The 24415-nt window shown below is 63.6% G+C and carries 20 protein-coding genes; 13 read left to right on the top strand and 7 right to left on the bottom strand.

The window, feature by feature from the left end; all coding sequences use genetic code 11:
* Positions 1 to 145: 145 nt before the first annotated feature.
* Positions 146 to 1870, bottom strand: a complete 1725-nt coding sequence (gene treS / locus RMN95_RS15985; protein WP_309617898.1) for a maltose alpha-D-glucosyltransferase — start codon at positions 1868 to 1870, stop codon at positions 146 to 148.
* 95 nt (positions 1871 to 1965) lie between these two features.
* On the opposite strand from treS, the gene RMN95_RS15980 reads away from it, so the two are divergent.
* Both RMN95_RS15980 and RMN95_RS15975 read left to right on the top strand, forming a co-directional pair.
* Positions 1966 to 2865 carry an alpha/beta hydrolase gene (locus RMN95_RS15980; protein ID WP_309617897.1) on the top strand — a complete coding sequence of 300 codons (900 nt, stop codon included), beginning with the start codon at positions 1966 to 1968 and terminating at the stop codon, positions 2863 to 2865.
* Entirely contained in the window at positions 2862 to 3941 is a 1080-nt protein-coding gene (locus RMN95_RS15975; protein ID WP_309617896.1) for a glycosyltransferase family 1 protein, read from the top strand. Before RMN95_RS15980 ends, RMN95_RS15975 begins: the two co-directional genes overlap by 4 nt.
* 12 nt (positions 3942 to 3953) lie before the next feature.
* On the opposite strand, the gene RMN95_RS15970 is transcribed toward RMN95_RS15975, so the two are convergent.
* Both RMN95_RS15970 and RMN95_RS15965 read right to left on the bottom strand, forming a co-directional pair.
* Positions 3954 to 4538, bottom strand: a complete 585-nt coding sequence (locus RMN95_RS15970; protein WP_309617895.1) for a histidine phosphatase family protein — start codon at positions 4536 to 4538, stop codon at positions 3954 to 3956.
* Positions 4535 to 5386: a Sir2 family NAD-dependent protein deacetylase gene (locus tag RMN95_RS15965; protein ID WP_309617894.1), complete on the bottom strand. Its 852-nt coding sequence runs from the start codon at positions 5384 to 5386 to the stop codon at positions 4535 to 4537. Before RMN95_RS15965 ends, RMN95_RS15970 begins: the two co-directional genes overlap by 4 nt.
* 107 nt (positions 5387 to 5493) lie before the next feature.
* Between RMN95_RS15965 and RMN95_RS15960 the strand changes: the two genes are divergently transcribed.
* The 6 genes from RMN95_RS15960 to RMN95_RS15935 all read left to right on the top strand — a co-directional run bounded on the left by RMN95_RS15960 (position 5494) and on the right by RMN95_RS15935 (position 12700).
* Positions 5494 to 6309: an RNA methyltransferase gene (locus tag RMN95_RS15960; RefSeq protein ID WP_309617900.1), complete on the top strand. Its 816-nt coding sequence runs from the start codon at positions 5494 to 5496 to the stop codon at positions 6307 to 6309.
* A gap of 38 nt (positions 6310 to 6347) precedes the next feature.
* Complete coding sequence (locus tag RMN95_RS15955; RefSeq protein WP_309617893.1) at positions 6348 to 7574, top strand: D-alanyl-D-alanine carboxypeptidase; 1227 nt, start codon at positions 6348 to 6350, stop codon at positions 7572 to 7574.
* Positions 7575 to 7675: 101 nt separating this feature from the next.
* On the top strand, positions 7676 to 8770 hold the full coding sequence (locus tag RMN95_RS15950) for an acyl-CoA desaturase (protein WP_309617892.1): 1095 nt from the start codon (positions 7676 to 7678) through the stop codon (positions 8768 to 8770).
* A 324-nt stretch (positions 8771 to 9094) separates the two neighbouring features.
* Complete coding sequence (locus tag RMN95_RS15945; RefSeq protein ID WP_309617899.1) at positions 9095 to 9361, top strand: GlsB/YeaQ/YmgE family stress response membrane protein; 267 nt, start codon at positions 9095 to 9097, stop codon at positions 9359 to 9361.
* A gap of 144 nt (positions 9362 to 9505) precedes the next feature.
* Complete coding sequence (gene dinB, locus RMN95_RS15940) at positions 9506 to 10753, top strand: DNA polymerase IV (protein ID WP_309617891.1); 1248 nt, start codon at positions 9506 to 9508, stop codon at positions 10751 to 10753.
* A gap of 150 nt (positions 10754 to 10903) precedes the next feature.
* Positions 10904 to 12700: a DEAD/DEAH box helicase gene (locus RMN95_RS15935; RefSeq protein ID WP_309617890.1), complete on the top strand. Its 1797-nt coding sequence runs from the start codon at positions 10904 to 10906 to the stop codon at positions 12698 to 12700.
* Between the two features lie 226 nt (positions 12701 to 12926).
* Here the strand turns inward: RMN95_RS15935 and RMN95_RS15930 are convergent, their stop codons facing one another.
* From RMN95_RS15930 to RMN95_RS15915, 4 genes are all read right to left on the bottom strand, one after another.
* Positions 12927 to 13130 carry a cold-shock protein gene (locus tag RMN95_RS15930; protein ID WP_097061923.1) on the bottom strand — a complete coding sequence of 68 codons (204 nt, stop codon included), beginning with the start codon at positions 13128 to 13130 and terminating at the stop codon, positions 12927 to 12929.
* A gap of 165 nt (positions 13131 to 13295) precedes the next feature.
* A complete protein-coding gene (locus RMN95_RS15925; protein WP_309617889.1) occupies positions 13296 to 16730 on the bottom strand; it encodes an error-prone DNA polymerase in 3435 nt (1144 codons plus the stop codon).
* Positions 16731 to 16770: 40 nt separating this feature from the next.
* On the bottom strand, positions 16771 to 18267 hold the full coding sequence (locus tag RMN95_RS15920) for a DNA polymerase Y family protein (RefSeq protein WP_309617888.1): 1497 nt from the start codon (positions 18265 to 18267) through the stop codon (positions 16771 to 16773).
* An 86-nt stretch (positions 18268 to 18353) separates the two neighbouring features.
* Positions 18354 to 19112, bottom strand: coding sequence for a hypothetical protein (locus RMN95_RS15915; RefSeq protein WP_309617887.1), 759 nt, complete (start codon positions 19110 to 19112; stop codon positions 18354 to 18356).
* 84 nt (positions 19113 to 19196) lie between these two features.
* Between RMN95_RS15915 and RMN95_RS15910 the strand changes: the two genes are divergently transcribed.
* The 5 genes from RMN95_RS15910 to RMN95_RS15890 all read left to right on the top strand — a co-directional run bounded on the left by RMN95_RS15910 (position 19197) and on the right by RMN95_RS15890 (position 23674).
* Complete coding sequence (locus RMN95_RS15910; protein WP_309617886.1) at positions 19197 to 20225, top strand: ATP-binding cassette domain-containing protein; 1029 nt, start codon at positions 19197 to 19199, stop codon at positions 20223 to 20225.
* Positions 20222 to 21100, top strand: a complete 879-nt coding sequence (locus RMN95_RS15905; protein ID WP_309617885.1) for an ABC transporter permease — start codon at positions 20222 to 20224, stop codon at positions 21098 to 21100. The genes RMN95_RS15910 and RMN95_RS15905 overlap by 4 nt, the downstream gene beginning before the upstream one ends.
* Positions 21101 to 21217: 117 nt before the next feature.
* Entirely contained in the window at positions 21218 to 21571 is a 354-nt protein-coding gene (locus RMN95_RS15900; RefSeq protein ID WP_309617884.1) for a PadR family transcriptional regulator, read from the top strand.
* 2 nt (positions 21572 to 21573) lie between these two features.
* Complete coding sequence (locus RMN95_RS15895) at positions 21574 to 22950, top strand: hypothetical protein (protein WP_309617883.1); 1377 nt, start codon at positions 21574 to 21576, stop codon at positions 22948 to 22950.
* 328 nt (positions 22951 to 23278) lie between these two features.
* Positions 23279 to 23674 carry a hypothetical protein gene (locus RMN95_RS15890; RefSeq protein ID WP_309617882.1) on the top strand — a complete coding sequence of 132 codons (396 nt, stop codon included), beginning with the start codon at positions 23279 to 23281 and terminating at the stop codon, positions 23672 to 23674.
* The last annotated feature ends 741 nt before the right edge of the window (positions 23675 to 24415 follow it).

The raw sequence follows: 24415 nt of genomic DNA, 5'->3' as shown, positions 1-24415 counted from the left end.
CGGACACTATTCGAGCGGTGTCGACATCGACGCCTGTGGTCTCGAGGTCGAAGACGCCGAGCTGGCCCCAGTTATTCATGCCATCAGGCTACGACCGGCGGGCGACAGCACCGCGCAGGCTCGCTGTTTGCCCGTGACGCGGTATTCAGACGCGACTGCCAGCAAAATGGGCATTCCCGAGGTGCAGCCAGTAGAAGCTCTGAGTGCCGAGGGTGAGGTTCACCGTGCCATCGTCGTTCACAGACGGAAACTCACCTCCACCAAACAGGTCAAACGCGGTCGCACCCGCATAACCATCGACCTCGATGGTCACTGATACTGGGTTATGCGCGAAGCTGAAGACGCACAGGATCGACTCAGGAGAGTCACCGAACTGGGTTCCGGCACCGACGTACTCCCTCACGAAATCCAATACAGACTCGTGATTGGTCTGGAGCACGCGGAGCGACCCGAGGCCGAAGGTCGGATGCCCCTTTCGCACGTGGATGACGTTTCGCACCCAGTGCAATAACGACCTCGACTGGGCGAGCTGGGATTCGACGTTGACGAGGTTGTAGTTGTAGACCAACGACTGCACCACGGGCAGGAATAGCTTGCCGGGGTCGGCGCTGGAAAAACCCGCGTTACGATCCGGAGTCCACTGCATGGGCGTCCTCGACGAGTCACGGTCGGGCAACCAGATGTTGTCGCCCATGCCGATTTCGTCACCGTAAAACAGGAACGGGCTGCCCTGGAGCGAGAACAGCAGCGCGTGCGCCAGCTCGAGTTCGGCACGGGAATTATCGAGCAGGGGAGCCAGTCGACGACGGATTCCCACGTTCGACCGCATGCGAGGGTCATAGGCGTACCACCCGTACATGGCCTGGCGGTACTCCTCACTGACCATCTCGAGCGTCAACTCGTCGTGGTTTCTGAGGAACACGCCCCAGGCGGCACCCGCTGGCATGTCGGTCGTTTCGGCCAGCACCCGCACCAGCTCTCCGGCATGCTGCGACCGCAGCGAATAGAAGATCCGAGGCATGACAGGAAAGTCGAACGCCATGTGGCACTCCGGCTCGTCCTCGGTGCCGAAGAACGCCACGACCTCCTGCGGCCACTGGTTCGCCTCCGCGATCAGGACGCGGCCCGGATACTCGCGGTCGACCATGGCGCGGATCTCCTTGAGAAACTCATGGGTCCTCGGCTCACCCTCTCCATTGCCGTCCTCTGACTCGAAGAGGTACGGGATGGCGTCGAGGCGCACGCCGTCGACGCCGAGATCCATCCAGTGCCTGATTGTGCCAAGTACAGCCTCGCGAACTGCGGGGTTCTCGAAGTTGAGGTCAGGCTGATGGGAGAAGAATCGATGAAAAAAGAACTGACGACGCACAGGGTCGAAGCTCCAGTTCGACTCTTCGGTGTCGACAAAAATAATGCGGATATTCGGGTACTTTTCGTCGGTGTCGCTCCAGACGTAATAGTCGCCGTAGGGCCCGTCGGGGTCTTCCCGGGACTGCTGGAACCAGTCATGTGCGTCTGAGGTGTGATTGAGCGGGTAATCAATGACGATGCGCATATTGCGCTCGTGCGCCTTCGTCACGAGTTCCCGGAACTCCTCGAGTGTGCCGAACTCGGGCAGCACCGTGTTGAAGTCTGAGACGTCGTAGCCACCATCGCGGAGCGGTGAGTTGAAAAATGGCGGGATCCAGAGCGCGTCAACACCGAGCCATTGCAGGTAGTCGAGCTTTGAGATGAGACCGGCGATGTCACCCGAGCCGTCACCATTGCTGTCATAAAACGACCTGACCATTACCTCGTAGAAAACGGCACGGCGATACCATTGCGGATCGAGGGCTAATCCGGGCAGCTGCAGGGGCGCGGTAAAAGTCACTCTTCGAGTCTACGTCTGCACCTGCGGTGGCGGTCCTGGCGCTGCGCGGCGTGACGGCAACGGCTCGTACCGGTCATCCTCGTAGACTCGTCACGATGATCGTCGAATCGCCCTATGCCGCCCTGCTCACCGGAACTCCTGCTCATAAGGGCTCCGTTGACGTGCTGGGAAGCACCACGAAGTTCTGGGAATACGGGCCGGTGGATGCCACCACCACCGTGATCGTCGTACACGGTTACCGGGGTGAGCACCACGGCCTCGAGCCGGTGATCGCGCACCTGAGAGGCCTGCGGATCATCAGCCCCGACCTGCCCGGTTTCGGACAGTCCACGCCCCTGGTGGGCCATCGTCACGACATTTCCGGCTACGCGGCGTGGCTGGTCGAGTTCGAACGCGCGATGCACCTCGACCACCCTGCGGTCATCCTCGGTCACTCGTTCGGCTCGATCGTGGTCTCCTCCGCGGTCGCGGGAGGGCTGGTGACTCCGAAAATGATCCTCGTGAATCCGATCGCTGCCCCGGCGCTACAGGGCCCCAATGGAATTATGAGCCGCCTGACGCTGCTCTACTACCGGGCCGGTCGAGCTCTTCCCGAGCGGATAGGTAAGAGCCTGCTGAGCAACTGGCTCGTGGTGCGATTCATGAGCGTGTTCCTCGCGCAATCGAAGGACCCCGCACTGCGTCGCTGGATTCATGCCCAACACCACAGCTACTTCAGCCGTTACGCCAATCGCGACACGGTCGTGGAGGGTTTCGAGGCATCCATCTCCTCCGACGTAAGCATGTTCGCCTCCAAGATCGACGTGCCCACCCTCTTGATTGGCGCGGACCGTGACCCCATCACCACGGTCGCCGCGCAAGACAGCCTGAAGACCCTGTTTCCGGATGCCCGGCTCGAGATCCTCGCCGGGGTCGGTCATCTCGTGCACTATGAAAAGCCGCTCGAGGCCGCGGCCCTGATCGTTGACTTCCTCGACGACGGGTCGCTCGCGTGAAGATCATCTTCGACTGCCGTTACACCCGCCTCGGTCGGCACGACGGAATCAGCCGGTACGGCGCACGGCTCGTCGAGGAACTGTCGAAACTGCACCCGGTGACGATGCTGATCTCTGACCAGCGCCAGCTCGAGATGCTGCCGAAACTGCCGTGGGTCATGGGCAGCGATCCGACGGCGGCGAGCGAGCCGTGGATCGCACGACAGGTCAACAAATATGCTCCAGATGTCGTGTTCACCCCCATGCAGACCATGGGTCCGGGAGGTCGCAACTATGCCCTGGTGACCACCATCCATGACCTGATCTATTACACCCACCGCACTCCACCGCGCGACCTGAATCCTGCGCTGAGGGCGCTGTGGCGCGGCTACCACCTGTGGTGGGGCTTCCAGCGCGGCCTTCTCAACAAAGCCGATGCACACCTCGTCGACTCGGAGACGACGCGCGCGAAAATGGCCGAGCGCCGGATGACGCGCAACCCCATGAGCGTCGTGCTGCTCGGCACCGACCAGCCCGAGAACGCGTCGACTCGCACATCACCCGTGTCCAGGACCCTTGTCTACATGGGCTCATTCATGCCGTACAAGAACGTCGACCTGCTCGTGAGGTCACTGGTTGATCTTCCCGGCTACCGACTGCAATTGATGAGTCGAATCTCCGACGATGAAAAGGCTCGACTGTCGATGCTCGCCCCTACCGGATCGATCGAGTTCTTCAACGGCGCCAGCGACGACGATTACCGGGAGGCCATGCTATCGGCCACCGCGCTGGTCTCCGCCTCGCGCGATGAAGGTTTTGGGCTGCCCGTCGTCGAGGCGCAGGCGCTCGGCACACCCGTGCTGCTCAGTGACATCCCGATCTTTCGCGAAATCGGGGGAGACCCCGCAGGCTTCTTCGATCCGTCGAGCACGGCATCGTTCGTGTCCGCTGTTCGTCGGCTGGAGGATCACTCGGAATGGGCGCGCCGTTCGGCCGCCTCGGTGCAGTGGGCGAAGCGCTACAACTGGCCGGATGCGGCGAAGGCACTGCTCGTGGTGCTCACCGATGCCGCGGGGAGGCGCTCAGCGAAGCGGTAGGCGTCCACAGCATCATGCGGGGATGTTCGTGGCTGCCGCCGCGGACAGATCGAAGGTGATGAGCGAGAGCCGATCGTCGGAGTAGCGGACGCTGTGTGCCGATCCGTTGTTGATCCGGCCGTGCGAGCCATCCGGATCAATTTCACCCAGAATTGCACGGATTACGCCCCCGTGCGCCACCACCACTATCGGTGCGCCGTCATGCTTCCGGGCAATGCCCAGCACCGCCAGCAGGGATCGCGTGACGAGATCGCGCTTCGACTCCTGCCCGGGCACCAGGGTGCGATCGGGAAATCGGTCTTCCACCTCGCGATAGTCGAGACCCTCGGCGGCACCGTAGTTTCGTTCCACCAGCCCGGGTACACCGATCGGGGTCGGCAGGGCCAATAATCGCGACATGATGCTCGCGGTCTCGGAGGCGCGAGAGAGCGGACTAGTGAAAATCACGGACGGCTCGAATTCCGCCAGAAGTTGACCGGTGGCGCGGGCCTGAGCGCGGCCGGTCTCATTCAACGGGATGTCGGTGCTTCCCTGGATGCGCTGCTGGCGGTTCCACTCGGTCTCACCATGGCGAACGAGGTAAATCAGCGAGCTCACTCGCTGAGCCTATGCAGCAGCGACACGAGTGTCTCCGAGGTGCCGGCATCCACTTTGACCGTCGCCCTGTTGTCACCCTTGGTGACGCCGCGATTGACGATCACAATCGGGAGCTTTCGGCGGCTGGCCTGCTCAAGCAGGCGAATCCCCGAATTTACGATGAGGGATGACCCCGCGATCAGCAGGGCATCGGCGGACTGCATCAGCGCGGAAGCCTCGGCAAACTTCTCCTTCGGCACGAACTCACCAAAGAACACCACATCCGGCTTGAGCACACCACCACAGACCGAGCATTCCGGCAGCACAAATGCCTGGACATCGCGCACCTCGACGTCACCATCCGGAGACAGCTCGAAGGCCTCCTCGGTATCGATCCATGGGTTGGCCGCGGTGATCTGGTCAGCAATACTCTGACGCGCGTAAAACTGGCCACAGGTCAGGCACCGCACCCGGTCCATGGTGCCGTGCAGGTCAACGACCCGCTGGGAGCCCGCCCGAAGGTGAAGTCCATCCACATTCTGGGTGATGATGCCGTCAACGATTCCGGCTAGCTCAAGTTGGACCAGCGCGGCGTGGCCGGGGTTCGGTCGCGCCGCCGAGAAGCGTTTCCACCCGAGGTGACTGCCGGCCCAGTATCGTTTTCGATAGTCGAGGTCAGCCATGAAGTTCTGGAATGTCATCGGTGCGCGCACCGGCGCACCAGCGCCGCGGTAATCCGGTATTCCCGAGTCGGTGCTCACTCCGGCACCGGTAAGTACTGCGATCGTGCGGCCCTGCAGCGCGTCAACGGCGGCATCCAGGCACTCGTCGGGCGGGTATTCGGCGGAGACCGGGTTAGCATTCGACACGCGATCCCCTTTCCTCCTCGTTGCCGTCATCTCAACACTAAGCGCAGCGCCTTTCCGATATGTTTCCGAATGCTGGAAGAATTGTCGAAGCGCACCAGGGGGCCCACATCCACGTCATCCGAATTAACGACCTGACCGACGGCAGGCTCGGAGACTTCGCCAACCTGACCGATGTCGCCCTGAGACGTCGCACCGAACCGGCCGGCGGTCTCTACATCGCCGAATCGCCGAAGGTCATCTCACGGGCCCTTACCGCCGGTCACCGTCCACGTGCTGTGCTCGTGCTGGAGCAGTGGCTGGCCGACCTGGAACCGCTTCTCGCGGATGTCGACGTGCCGGTATTCGTCGGCGACTCGGACCTCCTGGAGGGGCTGACTGGCTTTAACCTCCATCGGGGAGCCCTGGCGTCGATGCATCGGCCTGAGTTGCCGCCGGTAGCCGAGCTGCTGCGGGATGCCCGGCGCGTGGTGGTGTTGGAAGACATCGTCGACCACACCAACGTCGGAGCGATCTTCCGCTCGGTCGCCGGTCTCGGCGCCGATGCGGTGCTGGTCACCCCCCGCTGCGCGGACCCGCTGTATCGCAGGAGCGTGCGCGTGAGCATGGGAACCGTGCTGCAGGTGCCGTGGACGCGGCTGTCGGGCTGGCCGGACGGGGCTGACGAGTTGACGTCTGCTGGCTTTCATATCGCTGCCCTTGCGCTGACCGATACCGCTATCTCGCTTGACGAGTTCGCGGCTACGGCACCAGACCGGGTGGCCCTCGTGCTCGGAACCGAGGGCGACGGTCTCAGCAACGCCGCCCTCGAGGCGGCCGACACGGTGATCACGATCCCGATGATGCACGGTGTCGACTCGCTGAACGTCGCCTCGGCGAGCGCGGTCGCACTCTATGCACTGAGAACAGAACTGCGAGGGCCCTGAGAACAGAACTGCGAGGGCCCTGGGCCTAGCATGGGCGAATGCCACTGACACGACGCCAGATCTACTTTCGGCGTCGAATGGCGGTGCTCGGCGGCGGCATAGTAGCGCTGGGCACAGCGTTCTACCTGCCCGTGACGCTGCTCGCGCCCGTGCAGGAGGTGAGCGCGCAGGTCGCGCCATATGACGCGCCCGCACCTGCGCTGACTGCCGTCACGTTCCCGGCGTACGGGGCATCGGCGATCGGTGCGATCGGGTACCCGGGTGTATTGGCTGCCGGCGGCTCCGTCGAAGCGCTTCCGATCGCATCCATTTCAAAAATTATCACGGCACTGGTCGTGCTCGACAGTAAGCCACTCGCGGTCAATGAGCCGGGGCCAGACATCACCTTCACCGATGCCGACGTGAGGTTCTATGACGCCCAGGTCGCTCAGAACGGCAGTGTAGCTGCGGTCTACGCGGGTCAGGTGATGTCGCAGCGCGACGCTATGAACGTGATGCTCATCGCCTCGGCGAACAACTATGCCGAATCGCTGGCGAGCTGGGCATTCGGGTCGCAGGAGGCTTTCGTGCAGGCCGCTGCTGGCTGGATCGCCACCATGGGGCTGGCGAGCACCGCCATCGTTGAGCCGACGGGGGTGTCACCGGACAATGTCAGCACCGCCGCTGACCTTGTCGAACTAGCGAGGGTCGCCCTCGCGAACCCGGTGCTGGCAGAGATTGTCTCGACCGCGACCATCTCCGTGCCCGAGCTCGGTGTGATCGACAACACCAACGTGCTCATTGGCATCAACGGCGTCAACGGCATCAAGACCGGAACGCTGGACGAGGCGGGGTCGTGCCTGCTGTTCTCCCAGAACCACACCGTGGGTGACACGACGGTGACCCTCATCGGTGTCGTGCTCGGCGGCCCCGACCACGACACCGTCGACGCCGCGATCCAGTCATTGCTTGCCGAGGCCGACACGGGTTTTCGTGAGGTGACGCTCGCGACGGAGGGTCAGCAGTTTGCCTCCTACGACACGACATGGGGGGATGCCGCAGCGGCGGTATCGGCATCCACTCTCAGCATCGTGGTGTGGGCTGCCACGCCCATTAGCGTGTCGGTGAAACCCGACGCCGTGCGGCTGGCAGACGCCGGGGCTGCCGTCGGAACGCTTGAATTCACGGTGGGGGAGCGCACGGTGGAGGTTCCGCTGGAACTAACATCGACCATAGATGACCCCGGCCCGTGGTGGCGGCTGACACATCCGCTTGAAGTCTTCTGAGAGTCGCACGCCGTTCACAGCCTTGACCGCTACGCTTACCGTATCTCGAGCACCTGCTCCCTATTTGTGACTGTGAAGTCATCCCGAACTTCTGAGGTCACGTGACTACTGCTGCCGAACCCTCCCGCATCATCAAAACCGGGCCACGCGGCATCGGGAACCCGATTTCGGAGTTCTCGGCATTACTGCACACGGTTCGCGATGCCGGACTGCTGCGACGCAGCAAGACGTTTTACGCCCTGACGTTCGCGGGGATCACCATCGCGATGGTGGGGGCCTGGTTCGGTTTTGCACTGCTGAACGGCACCTGGTATCTGCTGATCATTGCTGCGGTCATGGGAATCCTCTTCACCCAGTACGCCTTCATCACCCACGAGCTATCCCACCGCCAGGTCTTTACCTCCAATAAGTTCAACGATTTTGCTGGCCGCATCATGGCCGATCTGGTGGTGGGCATCAGCTATTCATGGTGGATGAGCAAGCACTCACGCCACCACGCTAATTCGAATACCATCGGCCGCGACCCGGACGTCGAGACTGATTTCATCGTCTTCCATGCAGAGGCTGCAGGAGGGCTCACCGGCGTTTCGAAATGGCTCGCCAAGCGACAGGGATACATCTTCTTCCCCGTGTTGCTGCTCGAAGGAATTAACCTTCATCGCCACGCCTTCCAAACCGTCTTCTCGAAAGGCAAGGTCGATAAGCGAGCCCTCGAGATCGTGCTGCTGACCGTCCGCAACGTCGGCTATGTCGCGGTGCTGTTCAGCTTCCTGCCACTGGGTATGGCGTTCGCCTTCCTCGGGGTGCAACTCGCCATCTTCGGCCTGTACATGGGAGCGTCCTTCGCCCCCAACCACATCGGAATGCCGGTTCTGCCGAGAGGCTCCAAGGTCGACTTCCTGCGCCGCCAGGTTTTAACCAGCCGCAACATCAAGGGTGGTCACATCATGAACCACTTTATGGGTGGCCTGAACTACCAGATCGAGCATCACCTGTTCCCGAGCATGGCACGTCCCCACTTGCGCCGAGCCGGTGAAATTGTGCGCGAATACTGCGCGGCGAAAGGCATCCTGTACACCGAGGTTCACCTGCTACCCGCATACGGAGCCGTGGTGTCTTACCTTAATGAGGTCGGTCGGGGCGTCGATCCGTTCGATTGCCCCGCGGCCTCCCGAGGCGGGTACAGCGCGGCCTGACTCTGGCCACACGCTCGGTCTTTCGGCACCACGTCGTCCCCGGACGACTGGTGCCGAACCCATCTCAGCACCGCTGCGACCCGCTCAGCTCACCCTTGATGCCCGCGGGGGCCCAGCGGCTCGGGATCACCGGTGCCCTCGGTAAAGAATCATCGATCGCGACATACCTGTGCTGCGGATGATGCTGGCAGATCGCACCAGCGCGTGACCCCTAGCACTGGCAATGCATCCACCACAAGGGGCATCCCCCAAAAGGGGGACTGTGGTTAGCTCATTCACGGCCCTGAGATCCAGGGCGAAATAATGATCGACTGGGAGGTCATCATGGGAATCATCGGCTGGATCGTACTAGGACTCGCTGCAGGAGCCATCGCGAAGGCAATTCTTCCTGGCACACAGGGTGGCGGATGGATCATCACGCTCATCCTCGGTGTTGTGGGGGCTCTGCTCGGAGGATTTATCGGCAGCGCGCTGTTCAATGCGCCTCTGCAGGACTTCTTCTCCATTCAAACCTGGCTGCTCGCAATTGGTGGCGCGATCATCGTGCTGCTCATTTACGGCCTCGTAACCCGCGGTAGCCGCAAGGCCTGATCCCTTAGAGGACTGGTACCTCGACCGATGGGCGGCGTGCTTCGGCACGCCGCCCATCGGTCGTTAAACCCGTGCGCGCACATCAAATCCTGGTGGGAAGTCGGTACCAACCGCGACGTCAGTGGCAACTGGGAAGATGGAGCCATGGGCAAACAGGATGGCCGCGACCGCCAGGTCACTACCGGGCCCATTGACGACAGCACTGCGACCATCCTTCACGTTGACATGGATGCCTTCTTCGCTTCCGTCGAGCTGCTTGATCACCCCGAACTAGTCGGTAAACCCGTGATCGTCGGCCATAAATCGGCCAGATCCATCGTCACCGCCGCGACCTACGAGGCCCGCAAATTCGGCGTCAACTCGGCCCTCCCGATGGCACTCGCACTACGCCGTTGCCCGCAGGCCATCGTGCTCGAGCCTCACTTCGAGCGATACCAGCACTTCTCGCGCCGGGTGATGACAATTCTGGACGACATGACCCCGAAGGTCGAGCGGCTGGGAATCGACGAGGCCTTTCTCGACGTCGCCGGCGCACGCACGGTGTTTGGCTCACCCCTGCAGGTCGCCCAACTCATACGCCGCCGCGTTCGGGAGGAGACGGGGCTGAACTGTTCCGTCGGCGCCGCCGCGACGAAATTCGTAGCCAAGCTTGCGTCAGGGCTCTGCAAACCGGACGGATTGCTCGTGGTTCCTGCCAACGAGAGTGTCGCGTTACTGCATCCACTGGCCATAGCGAAGCTGTGGGGCGTCGGTGCAAAAACGGAAGAGATACTCCGGGCCCGCGGGTACAACACCATCGGCGATCTTGCTCGAGCTCCGGCAGACGACCTGCACCGCGCCATCGGCGACGCCGCCGCCGAACGACTCCACGAACTCGCGTGGGGGATCGATCCGCGCGTCGTGCACGCTCGCGTAGACGAGAAGAGCATCGGACACGAGATGACATTCGAGACCGACGTCACCAACCCGCAGCTCATCCGGCGCGAACTGCTCAGAATGTCAAACATGGTGGCTGTCAGGCTACGAACGGGCGGATTTGCCGCCCGCACCGTGGTGCTCAAACTCCGCTTCGCCGACTTCACCACCATCACTCGCTCGCGCACCATCGCGGAACCCACCGACCTGGGGCGCACCATCTATGAGGAAGTCAGGCAGGTTTACGAAGCGCTGGGCCGCCAGGACGCCGCCATTCGGCTCGTCGGCGTCAGGGCAGAACAACTACAGAACGAGGCCACCACCCCACAGGCGCTCTGGGATGAATCCGGGGCATGGCGTGAAGCTGAAGAGGTGATGGATGCCGCCAGCGCACGGTTCGGCGCCGGTGCCGTCACGCAGGCACGGCTCATCGGCCACACCGCCCAGGTGCGCCCCCGCCTCGGCCAGCGCGATTGACGCGGGGCCACCTCCGGCCGCTGTGCCGTCGGGCCTGCGCAGTGCGATGTTAGTGCGAGCCTGCGCGAGATGCGGTGCGAGCCCGCGCGGTGCGATGCGGTGCGATGCGGTGCGATACGGTGTCAGTGCGATCGCGTAAAGTTAATTTAAGTGAATAGCGCAGCCCCCACCCCAGCATTCACGCCGGCGGTGTTTACGCCCACGGTCGGAACGTTTGCCGCCGAACATCTTTCGCCGTCCTTCCCCGACCGGGCCGCCCGCGGAACCGCCACGGCCCTGCGTGCGTGGCAGGCCGAGGCCCTTGACATTTACTTCGAGCGAGGCCCGCGGGATTTTCTTGCGGCTGCCACGCCTGGCTCTGGTAAAACCACGTTCGCTCTGCGCCTGGCGGTGGAACTCATTGCGCAGCGGGTGATTGATCGAGTGACCGTGGTCGCCCCCACGGATCACCTCAAGCGACAGTGGGCCGATGCGGCACACCGGGTTGGTCTGAGGCTCGATCCGGGATACTCGAACGGCGACGCTTACGGCGGGCGGCGGTTCCACGGCATGGCTGTCACATACGCGCAAGTTGCGGTGCGGGCATCCCTGCACAAAGAGATCACCGAATCTGCCCGCACGCTGGTGATTCTCGATGAGGTACATCACGGCGGCGACGCTCTCAGCTGGGGTGATGCGATTCGCGAATCCTTCGAACGGGCAACGCGCCGACTATCGCTGACCGGGACGCCCTTTCGCAGCGACGCTGCGCCGATACCTTTCGTGACCTACGCACCAGACAATAAGGGCATTCGCACCTCGGTGACCGACTACTCGTATGGTTATGGTCGCGCCCTGGCCGACGGTGTCGTGCGCCCGGTGATGTTCATGGCGTACGCCGGCAAAATGCGCTGGCGCACCAAAATGGGCGATGAGATGGAGGCGAGGCTCGGTGAGGGTGATACCAAAGATGTGACCGCGCAGGCCTGGCGCACCGCCCTCGACCCAGGCGGTGAGTGGATGCAGTCAGTGCTGCGCGCCGCAGATCGCCGCCTCACCGAAGTGCGCCACTCCATCCCGGATGCGGGTGGTCTGGTGATCGCGACCGACCAGCAGACCGCGCGGTCGTACGCCAAGCTACTGCACGACATCACGGGGGAGCTTCCGACCCTGGTGCTGTCGGACGAAAAGGAATCCTCGGGCCGCATCGAGACGTTCTCAGCGGGGGAGCGGCGGTGGATGGTCGCCGTGCGGATGGTGTCGGAAGGCGTGGATGTTCCGAGGCTCGCCGTGGGGGTGTACGCGACATCAGCCTCGACACCGCTCTACTTCGCGCAGGCCGTCGGGCGCTTCGTGCGAGCACGGCGTCGCGGAGAGACCGCATCCATCTTTCTGCCGAGTGTGCCGTCACTGATCACGCTCGCCAGCCTGCTGGAGCTGGAACGTGACCATGCCCTCGACCGGGAGTCGAACGACGACGGCCTACTCGACGATGACCTGCTCAATCAGGAGAATCGCGAGGAAACGACCTCGGACGAACTGGGCGACGAGTTCGTCTGGGAGGCCATCGAATCGGACGCGAACTTCGATCGGGTGCTGTTCGATGGTGACGAGTTCGGATTCGCCGCCGAAACGGGAAGCGACGAGGAGCTCGACTTCATCGGACTCCCCGGCATTCTCGAACCAGAGCAGGTGCGCGAGTTGCTGAAGCAGAGGCAGTCGAGGCAGTCTCGGCGTTCTGCTGCGAAACCGGCCCAGGACCAGCCGCAGGCGCTTTTTCGCAACCTCACAGAGCAGCGCAAGGTGCTGAACGCGCTGGTCGCCACCCGCGCGCGGCTGGCTAGCGAGCCGCACGGGCTGATCCATGCCGAGCTCCGCCGAGTGTGCGGCGGTCCGGCCGTGGCACAGGCCACGGTAACGCAACTGCAGTCACGCATCGACTACCTGCGGCGAGGCATCCGCAGCTGAACTGCTCTCCGCCTATTCACGCCAGCCAGCCCGGTCGTAACGAATCGCGAACCGAACTGGGCCGAATGTGACGTGTGGCTGGGCAACACGTCACAGATGCCGGGTCTCGAATAACAGTGGGACGGACGCGCCCGGGATACGGGCACGGGCGGGGTCGAGGACACCGGCGGGCAAAAGAAAACGCCCCGGTATGGACCGGGGCGTTTCCGTTACTGAACTATCAAGATCAGAGGGGGCGAATGTTCTCCGCCTGGGGACCCTTCGGTCCCTGTGTGATGTCGAACTCAACCTTCTGGTTCTCGTCGAGCGACTTGTAACCACCGGTTGCGATGGCCGAGTAGTGAGCGAACACGTCAGGACTTCCGTCCTCAGGGGCGATGAAACCAAAGCCCTTTTCCGCGTTGAACCACTTAACGGTGCCTAATGCCATGTAAAACTCCTCCAGGAGCGTTCTTCTGGCCCCGACAGTCGAGGCCGCATCCACGCTTTCACTGAAAACGCAGATGATGTTTCTAGGGTATAGCAGGAGTAGCCCGAGTTGGCCATCTATTACAGAAATGACGCGAGATGGTAACGAATCAACTTCTCGTGTTCATCAGCGAAAATCACGCGATCTGGTGCGCGGAGCCATGTCGAGCAGCTCGAACCGGTCGGCCAGGATATTCGTGACGCCCTCCGCAGATCGCTCCAGGATGCCGCGAACGATCAGTGCGGGCGCCTCACGCACCACGCGTCGGTAGTGCGTCCACACGCCAACGCTGCAGATCACATTGACGAGCCCCGTCTCATCCTCAATGTTGACGAACGTGATTCCGCTGGCAGTAGCCGGTCGCTGGCGGTGGGTGACAACACCGCCGATCTCGACGCGACGACCAGACTCGGCGGTGGCCAGATCGGTTGCCGTCAGGATGCCCCGCCGCCGCAGGGTGGGCCGAAGGTGCTCAACGGGGTGGCTGTCTGTCGATACCCCGGTTGCCCACAGGTCTGACATCAGCTCGTCGACGGATGACGGCAGTGCGAAGAGTGGCGGCTGCACGGTAATGGTGCTGCCGGGCAGGTACTCGGGGCGATCCTGCGCAGCGTTGCCGGCGTTCCACATCGCCTCGCGACGGCTCAGGCCGAAACAGTCGAAGGCACCGGCCGCGGCCAGCACCTCAAGCTGGGCGGTAGTCAGACCCACCCTGCGCACGAGATCGTTCATGCTGAGGAACTCGCCGGCGCGACCACGCTCTGCCACGATCTTTTCTGCCACGGGGATGCCGATACCACTGACCTCGTCGAGACCGAGCCGCACAGCGAACGCTCCATCACGCCGGTGGTCGTCGCTGTCGAAATGAGCCTCACGGTCGAACGGACCTACCGGGGGTTGCTCGCGCGGCAGACAGGAGTCAGCGCCGGTGGCACGAGTGGAGCAGCCGGCGGCAAGAGGCTCGAGCCCCGCGTACACCCCCGATGCCTGGATGTCTGGCCTAAGCGCCTGAACACCGTGGCGGCGGGCATCCGCAATCAAAGACTGCGGAGAGTAGAAACCCATCGGCTGCGCGCGCAGCATCGAGGCGAGGAAAGCGGCCGGGTAATGCAGGCGCATCCAGGCACTGGCGTACACGAGCAGCCCAAAACTGAGAGCGTGGCTTTCGGCAAACCCAAAGCCGGCGAAAGCCTGGATGCTGCCGTAGATCTTGTCGGCGTCATCACCGGTGATGTCGTTGCTCTTCATGCCCTCGTAGAGCTTGTCACGTAGCCTTTCGATCTTCTCGATACCGCGCTTGGAACCCATGGCCCGGCGCAGCAGGTCGGCGTCGTCAGCAGTGCAGCCGCCCACGGCGACGGCAATCTGCATCAGTTGCTCCTGGAAGATCGGCACCCCCAGTGTGCGCTCGAGCGGCTCCTTCAATCTGGGGTGCAGGTAGCTGATCGGCTCCGCGCCCATCTTTCGTCGCACATACGGGTGCACGGCCCCGCCCTGGATCGGCCCCGGACGTATGAGCGCGATTTCGACCACCAGATGATAGAACTCGCGGGGTTGCAGGCGCGGCAGCAGCCCCATCTGCGCCCGGCTCTCGACCTGGAACACGCCGATCGCGTCGGCCCGACAGAGCTGGTCGTACACGCCCTGCTCTTCCCGCGGCAGGGTGCCCAGCTCCCAACTCTCGCCCAGGGTCTCGCGCACCGTATCAAAGCTGTACTGCAACGCCGAGAGCATCCCCAGGCCGAGCAGATCGAACTTGACCAGCCCCATCCACGCGCAGTCGTCTTTGTCCCACTGCACGACTGTGCGCTTTTCTTTGCGCGCGTGCTCGATCGGCACCACCTCGCCCACCGGCCTCCGGGTGAGCACCATCCCTCCGGAGTGGATGCCTAGATGTCGCGGAAACTTCATCACCTCCAGCGCGAGGTCGACGACATTCTGCGGGATGTCGTGCTCATCGCTCGAGACGGTGGCGCCCCAGCGTTCCACCTGTTTCGACCACGCGTCCTGCTGCCCGGGGCTGTGGCCGAGTGCCTTGGCCATATCGCGCACGGCGAACTTAGGTCGGTACTGGATCACGTTGGCTACCTGCGCCGCATTCTCGCGACCATACTTTTCGAATACGTACTGGATCACCTCCTCGCGGCGTTCTGAGTCAAAATCGACGTCGATGTCGGGTTCCTCCTCGCGCATCGCCGAGATGAAACGCTCAAACGGCAGCAGGTAGAAAATGGGATCGATGGCGGTGATCATCAGCAAGTAGCAGACCGCCGAGTTGGCGGCGGATCCACGACCCTGGCACAGGATGCCGCGGGCTCGGGCGTAGCGGACGATATCCCACACGATCAGGAAGTACCCCGCGAACCGCTTCTCCTCGATCACATCAAGCTCACGTTCGATACGCGCGTGACTGGCGTCATCCATGACCATTGCCCGCAACTCAACCCCCTGCCAGACCAGCTCGCGCAGGTAGCTCATCGGGGTGTGACCTTCGGGGACATCCTGGTCGGGTAGGTCCGGTTTGGCCGACCTTAGCTCGAAACTGAGTTCATCGGCAACGATGACCGTGTTCTCGATCGCCCCAGGGTACCGGGCAAACTTCGCGGCCATTTCGGAGCCCGAGCGCAGATGCGCAGCTCCGGATGCCGGAAGCCAGCCATCCATCTCATCCAGGCTGCGGCGCGCTCTCACGGCAGACAGCGCCGTGTGCAGCCTGTGCTGCGCCGGGGTGGCGTAGTGCACGTTGCCTGTGGCGACCACCCTGAGATTCCGTTCCACCGCCAGCGCGAAGAGGGTGTCGTTGTGGGCGTTATCGAGCGGATTTCCGTGGTCGAAGAGTTCGACGACGACGTTGCCTGCGCCGAAGAGCTCGACGAGGTGGTCAAGCTCCGCCGCGGCATCCCCCTGCGCAAGTGCCCTGCGCACCGCCCCTTTGCGGCACCCGGTGAGCACAATCCAGTGCCCGCCGGCCTGCTCGGCGAGTTCTTCGAGATCGTAGGCCGGCCTGCCCTTCTCGCCGCCTCGCAGCTGGGCACGGGTGATAGCGGCCGCGAGCCGGTGGTAGCCCTCCTCCTTTTTGGCGAGCACCAGCAGGTGGATGCCCTCGGGATCGGGTGAGCCGCTCTGCGGTTTCTGTAGGCCGAGTGACAGTTCGGCGCCGAAGACGGTGGCCGTTGAGCCAAGCTCGGTGGCGGCCTCGGCCATCCGCACTATGCCGTACAGCCCGTCATGGTCAGTCAGGGCGAGGGCGTGCAGGCCGAGCCTCGCCGCCTCCTCGGCCAGGGATTCCGGCATGCTGGCGCCGTCGAGGAAGCTGAAGCTGGAGTGCGCGTGCAGCTCGGCGTATGGCACGATGTCGGCGCGCCCCTGCGCCGCAACATCCGCGCCCGTGATGTTCGCGCCCGTGATATCCGCAGGGGCCTGGTATGCCTTGCGCTTCAGCGACCAGCCCGGGCTATCGCCACCGTCAGCGCCAACCGGCGGGGCCGTCCCGGGGCGTGATGCATCGCTGAGTTTCTTCTCGAACTCAGACCAGGGGATGGGCGGGTTGTTCCACTTCATCGGTCGCGGCCCAGCAGCAGGCCGCCCAGCAGCAGGCCCATCAGTCGTACCTCGCTTCCGCCCACCAGGCGCCGGCATCGAGCACGAGCAGCCACGCGCAGCCCGTGTCGTCGACGGCCTGGAAGCGCCATGCGCTGGTGGAGTCTTCGCTCCACCAGCGTTCGTTGATCGGCCACGGGCCGGCCCAGGCGGTGAGCTTCCGCGACCGGGTTCCCGTAGCGGAGAACATCGCGGGCGAAGCAGAGAGGGCGCCTCGCTCGTCGATATCGACGGTGCCTCCGCTGTCGGAGAACACGTGCACGGGGTGTCTGGGGGAAAACACGGTACCCGGCAGCGGTGTGGGCAATTGCCCCGGCCACGGTTGTTCAGCGGGCCTTACCCCAACGGGTCGGTCGCCCCAGGCCACGAGCTGCTGCCGGTCGGCCAGGGTGCGGCCTCCACCGACACCAGGCATCAGTACGGCGCCATGTCCGAGCATGCTCTGCACCCTCGAGAGCCCGTGGTGGATCCGCTCGTCGGGCCCGGAACCCCACAGCCCGCTCTCATGGTTGCCGATGGCATCGACGGCTTCGGGCGAGACCCGCACGCGGGTGATGCCGGAACTCAGGCCGACCTCTCCCGAGCCCTGGAGTTGCCAGCGCACCCTGTCGACGACGTCACCGGGGGTAAAGGAGCGTGGGTGCAACCACACCCGCTCGTTCAGCTCGCCCGAGTCTGAGTCGAGTTCGACGCGAATTGCCGTACACACGAGCTTCGCCGCGGTGACGTCGACGATGAACCGCTCCGCCGCAGTTCTCACACCGAAAGCCACCTGGTCGACACGCTCAAGCGCTGGCTCGAAATCGACCGAGACGTCAAGCTCGCGCGGGGGAGTGCGTGGAGTGACCGGCCACGAATCCCGCCCGCTCGCCAGGCTGTGCAACCTCGCCCCGTAGTCACCGAACCTGGTGGCTACATCGTCGCCAGGCAGGGCCGCGAACTCGCCCAGGGTGTGGATGCCGAGCCGACGCAGCAGGGTGATAATTCCCGTCGGCGCGGCAGGATCATCCATCAGGCCCAGAGCCAAGGGTGTCAGTGCCAGCGGCGCCAGGAACGCGGCAGACTCACCCGCCGGCACAATGGTGACCTGCGAACCGCACCGCGCCGCCTGGTCTGCCGTGAAGATGCCGTCGGCAATGCCGACCCTGGCACCGCCGGCGCCCTCCTCATCCGTGCGCCCTGCGAGGAAAAGCCCGGCGGCAAACTCGCCCCCGTAATAGCGCGCGGCACCGCGCACTCGCACGGCACACAGCCCCGGCCGCAGCACCTGGACCCCGGGCACGAGCGACTCGAGCACGGTGATGATCGGCTCGAACACACGACTGTCGAGGGCGGCGTCATAGTCGAGCACCACGAGATCGGCATGGCGGGCCTGTGCCTCGCGCACACGCAGGCCACGACTTACGCCCTCGGCGCGGGCCGATGCTGATGACCCCCGAACCACACCATTCTCGATCAGGGCGACAGGGGCATCCACCCCCAGCTTTGCTGACTGCACGGCAGCCGTAATCGACCAGTCCGGGCACCACAGAATGGCAACCCTCGGCGGCTGGTGTCGAGGATCAGGGCCGCGGGGCGCGGCACTCACGTTCCGTACCTGCGGGCATCGTCACTCTGGGTTTCGGCCCGCCTGACCATCGACCCTGAGTCAGGAAGCCAGAGCCTGGCGCTGCGGGGGCGACCCGTCATCCTGCTGGTGACTGTCACCGTGACCTCCCTGGATGACAGGTGCCCGTGCCCATCGCCGATTCCATGCCAGCGGCTCTGGGAGAGTGACAGCATCGCCTCGGTCTGCGGCCAGCTGCCCAGCACGAGCAGGGTGGTGCCACGCTGGCGCAACCGGGCGGCGAGCCGGGAAACACTGGAGTCGCTCGCCCGCTTTGGCGGCCGGGTGACGACGACGCTCATGACGTCGGCGATGGCTGCGGTGACGGCAAGCCACTGGTCTGCCGGGCGAGGCACCAGCACCAGGCGATCGAGGTCAACACCGAAATGACTCGCCGCTTCGACACCGAACTCGGGGACCCCGACGACCCCGCACCACGAACCGGCCGCCGATGGCGCCGCGAGCAGGGTCATGAGTAGCATCGCCGAGCTTTCCACGGAATAGGCGGCACCCTGCTGGAGACCCCCACCCGGCAACAACCCTGCAATGGCGGGATGGGTGGGGATCAGTTTCGAGTCGAGTTTCGTCGCCTGCATGGAACGGATGCGCGCCCGCAGCTCGGCCACAGCAGGCTGGCCGCCTGGCACGGGCTGGGCTCCTAGCGCACCGCTTGAGGGCACACCGCTTGAGGGCACACCAAGCACCGTCGTGGCGGTCAGTGACGTTGCAGGAGGCACGTTCTCATGGTCGAACATATGTTCGACTATGTCAATTGCCACCGACACCGGGCGGCGTGTCGCGGAACTCGCTAGCCTAAACCCGTGAGCTTTATAGAGGCTACGAGCCTGGCCAAAACCTACACGCCACGGGGCGCCCCACCCGTCCATGCCCTCGCAGGCCTGACCCTCGAGGTTCCCCGCGGCACCGTCACCGCCCTGCTCGGGCCGAACGGTGCTGGTAAGACCACCACCGTCAAGGTGCTGACCACTCTCATCACGCCAGACTCAGGCACTGCCGTCATCGATGGCATCGACGTGGTGCGGCATCCCGAGCGCATCCGGCCCATGATCGGCGTGTCGGGCCAGTACGCCGCGGTCGATGAGAACCTCACCGGCTTCGAGAATCTCGACATGGTGGGTCGCCTCTATCACCTGGGCGCGCGCCAGTCGCGCATCAGGGCCAAAGAGCTCATCGAACTCTTCGACCTCACCGAAGCACAAAATCGCCCGGTCAAGGGATTTTCTGGTGGGATGCGGCGGCGCATCGACCTCGCCGGGGCCTTGGTAACCCGCCCCGCGGTGCTTTTTCTCGACGAACCGACCACCGGGCTCGACCCGCGCAGTCGCCTCGGCATGTGGGACATCATCACCAGCCTCGTCGATCAGGGCACCACAGTGCTCCTGACCACGCAATACCTCGAGGAGGCAGACCAACTCGCCGACAGCATCTCGGTCATCGACGGCGGCACGGTCATTGCGCAGGGCACATCAGACGAGTTGAAAGCCTCGATTGGTGGCCAGCGGGTCGAACTGAGCCTTGTCTCGGCGGATGACGCGGCGGCGGCCCACGAGATCCTCAGCCGGTTCGGTGCCTCCGAGCCCACACGGTCCGCGGATGGTCGCAGCCTCACCGTGAGCGCGGACGACGCCCCCGCCGCACTGCAGCTGATTCTCGGCGAGCTCGGGAGTCGCGGCATCCCTCTCTTCGATGCCGGGATGCGGCGACCAACCCTCGACGATGTGTTCCTGCGATTGACCGGGCATGCCGCCTCGGACGACGAGTCCGGGTCGGATGAAAACGACAAGAAGAGCGCGAAGAAAAAGAAAACGAAGGCAGAAGCCCGGTCATGAGCACCTCCACGACATCCGAACAATTGCCACTATCGCAATCGACACCGACATCAACACCGCCGTCGTTCTCACACTCGGCGCTGGGCAAGTGGTTTTCGGACGGTTGGATTACGACGCGCCGCAACCTGATCAAGATCAAGCGGGTGCCGGATATCCTGGTATTCACCACGCTGCAGCCGATCATGTTCGTGCTGCTGTTCACCTATGTTTACGCGGGCGTCATCAAGATTCCCGGCATGAGCTATGCCGAATTCATCATGGCCGGCATCTTTGCCCAGACCGTGGTCTTTGGTTCCACCTATTCCGGTTCGGCGATGGCGCAGGATCTCAAAGACGGGATCATTGATCGATTCCGCACGCTGCCGATGAGTCCGTCAGCGGTGCTCGTGGGTCGAACCAATGGTGACCTGCTGATCAACTCCCTCTCCATGGTCGTGATGATGACGACCGGGTTGATCGTCGGGTGGCGCATCAAGTCGAGCTTTTTCGAGGCAGTGGCGGCGATCGCACTGCTGCTGCTGTTCGCCTACGCACTGTCCTGGGTGATGGCGTATCTCGGGATGAGTGTGCGAAGCCCCGAGATCATCAATAATGTGTCGTTTCTCGTGCTTTTCCCGCTCACTTTCCTCTCCAGCGCATTCGTGCCGACCGACACCCTGCCCACGCCGCTGCGAGTGTTTGCCGAACTGAACCCCGTGACCTCGCTGGTGAACGCCGCCCGGCAGCTCTTCGGCAACGTTCCCGCCAACTCACCGGAGCCCACGGTGTGGACCCAGCAGTACCCGATTCTCACTGTCCTGATCGGCATCGGGGTGCTCCTGCTGGTCTTCGTGCCACTGTCGATCAGAAAATTCGCCCAGATCAGCACTCGCTAGCCAGCCTGCTGAATTTCTCATCGCCGGTGAAGCCCGTTATCCGCTCTCCCGCTATTTCCTAGCTGACAGCCACCTCCAAAGTTGCAGTATGCCAGCTTCGGGCATATACATGGAGACATGACTTCTTCAATGGCACAGCCGGCGTTCTGGATTCTCACTGCTCTTACGGGTGGTCGTCGGCACGGGTATGAGATCATGCGCGAGACCGCGGTCGCGTCGGAGGAGCGGGTCCGTTTGAAAGCCACGACGCTGTATGCAGCCCTGGATCGGCTCGAGCGTGACCGGCTGATCCGCCCGGACGGCGACGAGATCGTCAGCGGGCGAGCTCGCCGGTATTACCTGATCACCAATGATGGCTCGGCGCGATTAGCGGCCGAGGTCGATTTGTTGGAGCAATCGACCCGTGCCGCCCGTGCCAGCATGTCGACGAGCCGGGCTGCTTCGGCGTCACCGCGCATGGCGGTGGTGTAACCGTGGCGCAGGAGGAACGGTTCTGGCGTCTCTTGCGGTGGTATCCGCAGGAGTGGCGCGACCGGAACGGTGCCGCCCTGGTGGGGACGATGCTCGATGACGCTGAGCGGCAAGGACGTGCTGGCCCGTCGGCGACCGAACGGTTATCGACGGCCGGCTATGGGCTTGGCACCAGGCTGGACGAGCGTCTGGCACTACGCGCCGCTCTTGCCGCGCTGGTCGCCGCGGTGGCCGGCGGCGCAGTGATGATCTGGGCAATTTACCCGCTCGCGACTGCGGGCGCGGCATGGGTGCTTCCGGTTCTCACGGTCGCCTTAGCTCCGGGACTGATCGTGCTCGGCGTCGCCGCTTTGGCGCGGCAGCGGGGTCTACTCTCCGAGCCTCGCGCCGTTGTCGCGGTGATGCTCACGCTGCTTGCCCTCGTCGTCGCGGCGATCGCGCAGGTCTCCTGGGGGATGGGGTTTGACGCTGCCGATCGCGGGGTCACAGTGACAGGTCTTGCCGCGGGCTGGGTATGGCTGTTCGGCACGGCCTGGGCGCTCGGGGCCGCTGCGATCGCTGTGCTCGTCGACTCATTGCTTTACCGGTCCCGCCTGCACCGAGCCGCTTCCGCGACGCTGGCGATCCTCGCCGGACTGCTGCTCGCGCCGGCGATCGGTGCGAGCCTGATTTCTCCCTATGCCGCGGGGATCGGCGCCGCAGGGCTTGCATTGCTCACGCTCGTGCCCACGCTGGCATCGCGCCGAGTATCGCACCCCAGCACACAGGTTCGACGGGCGGCTGCCGATATCTCAACGCGCACGAGAAGTCTCGCGCGGCTGCTCGCCGCCACAACCGCGATCGTCAGCGCCGGGGCAGTCGTTTATGCCCTGACCGGCGCTCATTGGTCGGGAACGGCTGACGCGACCGCGGTGATGGGCCAGGGGATCACGATTGCACTGCTGTCTGCGCTGCCGCTGCTCGCCGCGATCGGTGTGCTCGTCGTCGCTCGTGGCCGGGCGGCGCATACCTGGGGGCCGCTGCTGTTCGTCGTGCTTGCTCTGGCAGCCGTCGCGGTCGCCTTCCGGAACGCGCCAGCATGGGACGGCATGGTGGCCGGCTTCGCGGTCGGATCTGCCTTCGGGGGAGCGGCGATCGCCTGGTGGCTCGCGACGCGGCTACCGGGGTCCGCGGGAACCCGCACTGCGATCGCTGTGCTCATCGGCCTGGGGTATACAGCCTTCCTCGGCATCCTCATCGCCCCGATGTTGGCCTTCGCCCTTCCGCTGGTCGCCGCCGCGTTCGCCATATGGGCGCCCCGGCGGCCGCAACCCGACCCGGAATCCCGTGACGGGCGGGCACGGCCACCGGTCCGCGGCGCCCTCCGGAGCACGAGTTGATGCGCCGCGCTAGGTCAAGTTGATCTGGACGGCTTGCTGCCGCTGCTGGGTCAGCCGGCACAGGATAGAGCGCTTGTCGACGGGAGCATTCCCGATTCTGAAGCGACGGGGATCGGCGCCGAGCGCCGTCACTAGTTCAACTTTTTGCCTCGACCTGCGGCGGGAGCGTGTCATTCTCGGCCGTCAGTTTCGGCAACGGCTTCGTGGACGGAAATGCGCTGTGGCTGTTTTGGGGAGCAGTGCGCGGAATGGGGCGATCGCGCCGACCTGGACAAGTCAGAAAGTCTCGGCTCGGGAGCCCTCGTAGGTGTGCGGCTAATCTGACGGGATGGACGAGGAGCCCGTGGCCCTGACACTGAGCGTGTCGAACTGGCAATTCATCGACGGCACGATGGATAACGTCGGTGCGATAGCGATCATTGACGCGCCAGAGACGGCTGACATTGCGAACTTCGTTCGTAATGAAGGTTGGGACCAGATTGTCGGAGCTGAGCCCGACAGGCGGGACTGGCCTGAGGAATCGAAACTTGTAACAGTCGCCCTAACCAGCACCGTGTGGGAGTTCATCGTTGCGGCCATAGAAGAAGGCACCCCGTTATCACGCAAGCTAGCAGTCGCCACTTTGAGTACGCCTCAACAGCGCCTAGAACAGGAAGTCAGTCTTCACTACGGCATCCAATTGGCGCTAAAGCTGCGCGAATTGTTGTCGGACCTTTACTGTTGACGACGGCGCTATTATTTTCGCATCGGCGAGGTCTGTCAAGGCACAATTGCAACGTTGAATTGGTCGTAATTGATGACCCGTTGGCTGTAGTAAAAGCTGCCAAGTTGAGACCCTGCAAGTGTGTTCTGTTTCGCTGCGACCATGCATCTGCTGAACCCGGTGGGGCCTGTGACGTTTAGAGGGTCGCCCGGGATGGAGCATCCACTGAAGGTTCTCGCCGTCCCTTCTGAGAGCGATCCCCCGCCTTCTCTGGTGCTTGCAAACGGATACTCATCGCAGCTTTTCCCAGGCGGCCTTTTCGGAACTTTTGGAGGACACGCCGCGAGTCGATTGGCAGCGATTAACGCAGGATCCGTGGTCCTAGTTAGGTGCGCTGTCGGGTAAACGCCCGAACCCGGTAGGCCTGAATTTTGAGCTCTTTGAATGTGAGAGGCGACCTCGGAGACTAGTCCAGTCAGACCATAGGACAGGGTCGGGAAATAGTCGGTGTAAGCGCATCCTGGGGGTTTCCCCGTGAGGGTGTTGTCACAGCGGACAAAGCTGCTCCAAGAGTTGTACGGGCTTGCGTACGGGGCATACCCCGGGACTGTCCAGAACAGCTTGTTAACGCCGACTGAAAACAGGGCCAGAAACGCCAAGCGGGTTCTAGGTCTCGTTGCAACACTCCATCAGAATTCGGAGTGTGGACATCATGGGACGACGTGGACGTAAGAGATGGCTCAGCGTTGAGGACGCGTATTG

The sequence above is a fragment of the Salinibacterium sp. genome, from assembly GCF_031364185.1.
Classification (GTDB): domain Bacteria; phylum Actinomycetota; class Actinomycetes; order Actinomycetales; family Microbacteriaceae; genus Rhodoglobus.
This window is presented reverse-complemented; position numbering and strand designations above follow the sequence as displayed.